This window comes from Caulobacter sp. P1_B12_2, assembly GCF_056406675.1.
Genome location: NZ_JBFTZS010000366.1, coordinates 1 through 4750, shown reverse-complemented (window position 1 = coordinate 4750; position 4750 = coordinate 1). Strand labels below are relative to the sequence as shown.

6 protein-coding genes are annotated in these 4750 nt (G+C 72.1%); all 6 read left to right on the top strand.

Annotation, left to right across the window (positions count from 1 at the left end; translation table 11 throughout):
• The coding region (locus AC1DZ6_RS19230) for an aminotransferase class I/II-fold pyridoxal phosphate-dependent enzyme (RefSeq protein ID WP_477098747.1) at nt 1-729 on the top strand (729 nt) is incomplete at its 5' end.
• Entirely contained in the window at nt 729-1349 is a 621-nt protein-coding gene (gene cobO, locus AC1DZ6_RS19225) for a cob(I)yrinic acid a,c-diamide adenosyltransferase (RefSeq protein WP_477098746.1), read from the top strand. The genes AC1DZ6_RS19230 and cobO, both read left to right, overlap by 1 nt.
• Nucleotides 1346-2200, top strand: a complete 855-nt coding sequence (locus AC1DZ6_RS19220; protein ID WP_477098745.1) for an ABC transporter substrate-binding protein — start codon at nt 1346-1348, stop codon at nt 2198-2200. Before cobO ends, AC1DZ6_RS19220 begins: the two co-directional genes overlap by 4 nt.
• Nucleotides 2197-3174: a FecCD family ABC transporter permease gene (locus AC1DZ6_RS19215; protein WP_477098744.1), complete on the top strand. Its 978-nt coding sequence runs from the start codon at nt 2197-2199 to the stop codon at nt 3172-3174. Before AC1DZ6_RS19220 ends, AC1DZ6_RS19215 begins: the two co-directional genes overlap by 4 nt.
• A gap of 26 nt (nt 3175-3200) precedes the next feature.
• Entirely contained in the window at nt 3201-3980 is a 780-nt protein-coding gene (locus tag AC1DZ6_RS19210) for an ABC transporter ATP-binding protein (protein ID WP_477098743.1), read from the top strand.
• On the top strand, nt 3973-4750 hold a 778-nt coding region (cbiB, locus tag AC1DZ6_RS19205), incomplete at its 3' end, for an adenosylcobinamide-phosphate synthase CbiB (protein ID WP_477098742.1). The genes AC1DZ6_RS19210 and cbiB, both read left to right, overlap by 8 nt.

Here is a 4750-nt window from a genome sequence, read left to right as displayed (position 1 = left end):
GCGCTGATCCGCCTCCTGCCGCGCCTGCTTTCGGCCCGGCGGATCGCGATCTCGGCCCGGACCTATGGCGGCCATGCCGGCGCCTGGCTGGCCGCCGGGGCCGAGATCGTCGATCCGGGCGACCCTGTCGCCGACCTGCGGGTGCTGGTCAATCCGAACAATCCCAGCGGCCGCGCCCTGTCGCCCGATCAGGTCATCGACCTGACCGAGGGACCGCTGCTGGTCGACGAGGCCTATGTCGACCTCGATCCGGCCATGTCGGTCGCCCCTCTGGCCGGCGCTTCGGGTCACGAGCGGCTGATGGTGCTGCGCTCTTTCGGCAAGTTCTACGGCCTGGCCGGCGCGCGCCTGGGCTTCCTGGTCGTCGAGCCGGCCCTGGCCGCGCGTGTCCGCCAGGCGCTGGGCGACTGGCTCGTCTCCGGCCCGGCGATCGCCGTCGGCCTGGCGGCCTATGCCGATCCGGCCTGGGCGACGCAGACCCGCCTGCGGCTGATCGAGGACACCGTGCAACTGGACGGCCTGCTGCGCCGGGCGGGTTTCGAGATCGCCGGCGGCACGACGCTGTTTCGCCTGACGCGCGCCGCCGACGCGCCGCGCCGTTTCGAGGTCCTGGCCCAGGCCGGGATCCTCACCCGCCCCTTCCCCTGGGACGAGACGCTGATCCGCTTTGGCCTGCCCGGCCCACAAGCGGATTGGCTCCGCCTCGCCGACGCCCTGGAGAGCCTCTGATGAGCGACGACCTCAACGCCCAAGACCGCAACGCCAAGCACGCCGAAGCCATGAAGGCCCTCAAGGCCGAGCGCGACGCGATGATGGAGACCAAGACCCTCGAGAAGGGCCTTCTGCTGGTCCACACGGGCGACGGCAAGGGCAAGTCCTCGGCCGGCTTCGGCATGGTGGCCCGCCACCTGGGCTGGGGCCTGAAGGTCGGCGTCGTCCAATATATCAAGGGCAAGTGGAAGACCGGGGAGCGCCTGTTCTTCAAGAAGTTCCCCGACCAGGTCCGCTACGAAGTGATGGGCGAGGGCTTCACCTGGGACACCCAGGACCGCGAGCGCGACGTGGCCGCCGCCCAGGCCGCCTGGCTGGTGTCGCAGGAGATGATCGCCGATCCCAAGCTGGACTTCGTGCTGCTGGACGAGATCAACATCGCCCTGCGCTACGACTATCTCGACATCGACGAGGTGGTGGCGGTGCTCCGGGCGCGCCCCAACGACAAGCACGTCTGCCTGACTGGCCGCAACGCCAAGCCGCAACTTCTGGAGATCGCCGACCTGGTCACCGAGATGACCTTGGTGAAGCATCCGTTCGAACAGGGCTTCAAGGCCCAGCGCGGGGTCGAGTTTTGACCGTCCTCACCCGGCGCGCGGCGGTCGGGACAGGCCTGGCCGCAAGCCTTGCGGGCGGCGGCGCGAGCGCCCGCGCCCTGCCCCGCGTGATCTCGCTGAACCCGTGCCTGGACGCGGTGCTGGTCCACGTGGCCGACCGCTCGCAGATCGTGGCGCTCAGCCACTACGCCCGCGATCCGCAGCAATCGAGCATCGCCAAGATCGCCCTGACCTATCCGATGACCTACGAGAGCGCCGAGGAGGTGATCGCCCTGCGGCCCGACGTGGTGCTGACCGCCGCCCACTCCTCGCCCGCCACCCGCGCGGCGCTAAAGAAGCTCGGCATCCGCACCGAGCTGTTCAAGGTGCCCAACAGCTGGCTCGAGAACCAGGAACAGATCCGACGCATCGCCGAAGCCGCCGGCCATCCTGAGCGCGGCGAGGCGCTGATCGCCCGGATCGAGGCGGCGATGGCCAAGGGCGCGCCGCGTCCCGGTACGCGCCCGATCACGGCCCTGGTCTTCCAGCCCAACGGCTTCGCGGCCGGCCACGGCACCCTGGTCGACGAGATGATGCGCCGCGCCGGCTTCGTGAACGTCGCCCAGCGCTATGGCCTGAAGAAGTGGGGCAATGTCTCGCTGGAACGCCTTCTGGACGATCCGCCCGAGGTGCTGCTGGCCGGCCAGGCCGCGCCCAACGCCCCGACCTTCGCCGAGAAGATCCTCAACCACCCCGCCCTGGCCAGGATCTCGCCGCGCATGACCCGGGCGGTGTTTCCCGAGCGGCTGCTCTATTGCGGCGGGCCGGGACTGATGGACACCGCCGCCGTCCTGGCGACCGCCCGCCGACAATTCCTGGGAGCCGCCGCATGACCAAGCGCCTTCTGTTGCTGGGCGGCCTGTGCCTGCTCGTGCTGCTCCTGAGCGGCCTGTCGCTGATGGCCGGCCGCGTCTGGGTCCCGTGGAGCGCTTGGTCGCAGACCGCCGACCCCCGCTGGGCGATCATCTTTGAACTGCGGCTGCCCAGGACGATCCTGGCGATCGCGATCGGCGCGGCCCTGGGCCTGTCGGGCGCGGTCATGCAAGGTTACACCCGCAACCCGCTGGCCGACCCTGGGGTGCTGGGCGTGTCGTCCATGGCCGCCCTGGGCGCGGTGATGACCATGTATCTGAGCCTCGGCCTCAGCACGCCGTGGCTCCTGTTCGCGGCGGCTATGGTCGGTGCGGTGATTGGGGTGGCCGTCATGCTGGTCCTGGCCGGTGGAACCGGCGGGACCATCACCTTCATCCTGGCCGGGGTGATCCTCAACACCGTGGCCAGCGCCGGCGTCGCCCTGGCGCTCAGCCTGGCGCCCAGCCCCTGGGCGGCGCAGGAGATCATCAACTGGCTGCTGGGCTCGCTGGCCGACCGCAGCGCCGACGACGTCTGGCGCGCCCTGCCGTTCATTGTCGTCGGTTCCGGCCTGATGCTGATGCTGGGCCGGGCGCTGAACGCCCTGACCCTGGGCGAGACCGGGGCCAAGGCGCTGGGGATCGACCTGAACCTGACCCGGGTGCTCCTGGCCGTCGGCGTCGGCCTGGCCTCGGGCGCCAGCGTGGCGGTGACCGGCATGATCGGTTTCGTCGGCCTGATCGTGCCGCACATGATGCGGCCGCTGGTCGGCCACCAACCGGGCGCCCTGCTGGCCCCCAGCGCCGTGGCCGGGGCGGCCCTGGTGCTGGCGGCCGACATCCTGGTGCGGCTGACGCCCTCGGCCGCCGAGGTCCGCCTGGGCGTGGCCATGGCCGCCGTGGGCGGGCCGTTCTTCCTGGCCCTGCTGATCTCGATGCGCAGGAGGCTCGCGTGAAGGAGGCTGGCCCGAAGGAGACTGGCATGAACGATCTCGTCGCCGAAAACCTGACCGTCGTCCTGGGCGGCCAGACCGTGCTGGCCGGGGTCTCCGCGCGGTTCCGTCTCGGCGAGGTGACCGCCATTGTCGGTCCCAACGGCGCGGGCAAGTCGACCCTGCTGGCTTGCCTGGCCGGACTGCGCCGCCCCGACGCGGGGCGGGCGTCGCTGGGCGTCGAGCCGATCCTGACCCTGGCGCATCGCGAGCGCGCCCGCCGCATCGGCTTCCTGCCCCAGACGCCGGAGGTGGCCTGGGCGGTGGACGTCGAGACCCTGGTCGGTCTGGGGCGCACCCCGCACAGCGGCGCCCGCGGCCTCAGCGACGCCGACCACGCCGCCGTCCAGGCCGCCCTGGTCCGCACCCGCATGACGGGTCTGGCGCATCGCGACGTCACCACCCTGTCCGGAGGCGAGCGGGCCCGCGCCCTGCTGGCTCGCGTGCTGGCCGGTGAGCCGTCGTGGCTGCTGGCCGACGAGCCGCTGGCCGGACTGGACCCCGGCCACCAGTTGGACGCCGTCGATTTGATGCGCGCCTTCGCGGTCGAGCACGGCCAGGGCGTGGTCATGACCTTGCACGACCTGGGCGTGGCCCTGCGACTGGCCGACCGGGTGCTGGTGCTGCGCGACGGCGCGTTGATCGCCGACGACGCGCCGCTGAAAGCCCTGACGCCCGCGGTGCTGGAGCAGGCCTACGGCGTCAAGGCCGCCATCGTGCCCGGCTCGTGGGGACCGCTGATCGAGCTGATCGGGCGCGTCGATGGCTGACACCGCGCCCTGGCCCTGGGTCGTGGCCCTGGCCTTGGGCCTGGAGGCGGCCCTCGGCTATCCGGCCGCGCTGAACAAGCTGGCGGGGCATCCCGTAGCCTGGCCGGCGGCGCTGATCGAGGCGCTGGAGCGGCGCTGGAACCGGCCGACGGCGTCAGACCTGCGGCGTCGCCTGATGGGCGTGGTCCTGGCCGCGTTGCTGATCGCCGCCGCTGTCCTGCTGGGCGCGGTGGTGCAAGGCGTTCTGGGCCCCAGCCTCCCGGCGCTGACGGCCGTCGCCCTGATCGCCACGACGGGCCTGGCTCAGCGCAGCCTCCATGACCACGTTGTCGCCGTCCTGCTGCCGCTGCGAGCCGGCGACCTGCCGGCCGCCCGCGCGGCGGTGGCGATGATCGTCGGCCGCGACACCGACGCGCTCGACGCCGATGGGGTGGCGGCCGCCGCCCTGGAGAGCCTGGCTGAAAGCTTCAACGACGGCGTCGTCGCCCCCGCCTTCTGGCTGCTGATCGGCGGCCTGCCGGGCCTGCTGGCCTACAAGAGCGTCAACACCGCCGACAGCCTGGTCGGCCACAAGGAGCCGCGCTGGCGGATGTTCGGCTGGGCGGCGGCGCGCACCGACGACCTGATGAACCTGGTCCCGGCCAGGCTGGCCGGCGCCCTGATCGCCCTGGCCGGAGCCCGTGGCTGGCGCACCATGTTCCGTGACGCTCGTCGACACGCCTCGCCCAACGCCGGCTGGCCCGAGGCGGCCATGGCCGGCGCCCTGGGCG

Coding starts and splice junctions, on each gene's coding strand:
- cobO (WP_477098746.1), top strand. CDS start 729: ATGAGCGACGACCTCAACGCCCAAGACCGCAACGCCAAGCACGCCGAA.
- AC1DZ6_RS19215 (WP_477098744.1), top strand. CDS start 2,197: ATGACCAAGCGCCTTCTGTTGCTGGGCGGCCTGTGCCTGCTCGTGCTG.
- AC1DZ6_RS19210 (WP_477098743.1), top strand. CDS start 3,201: ATGAACGATCTCGTCGCCGAAAACCTGACCGTCGTCCTGGGCGGCCAG.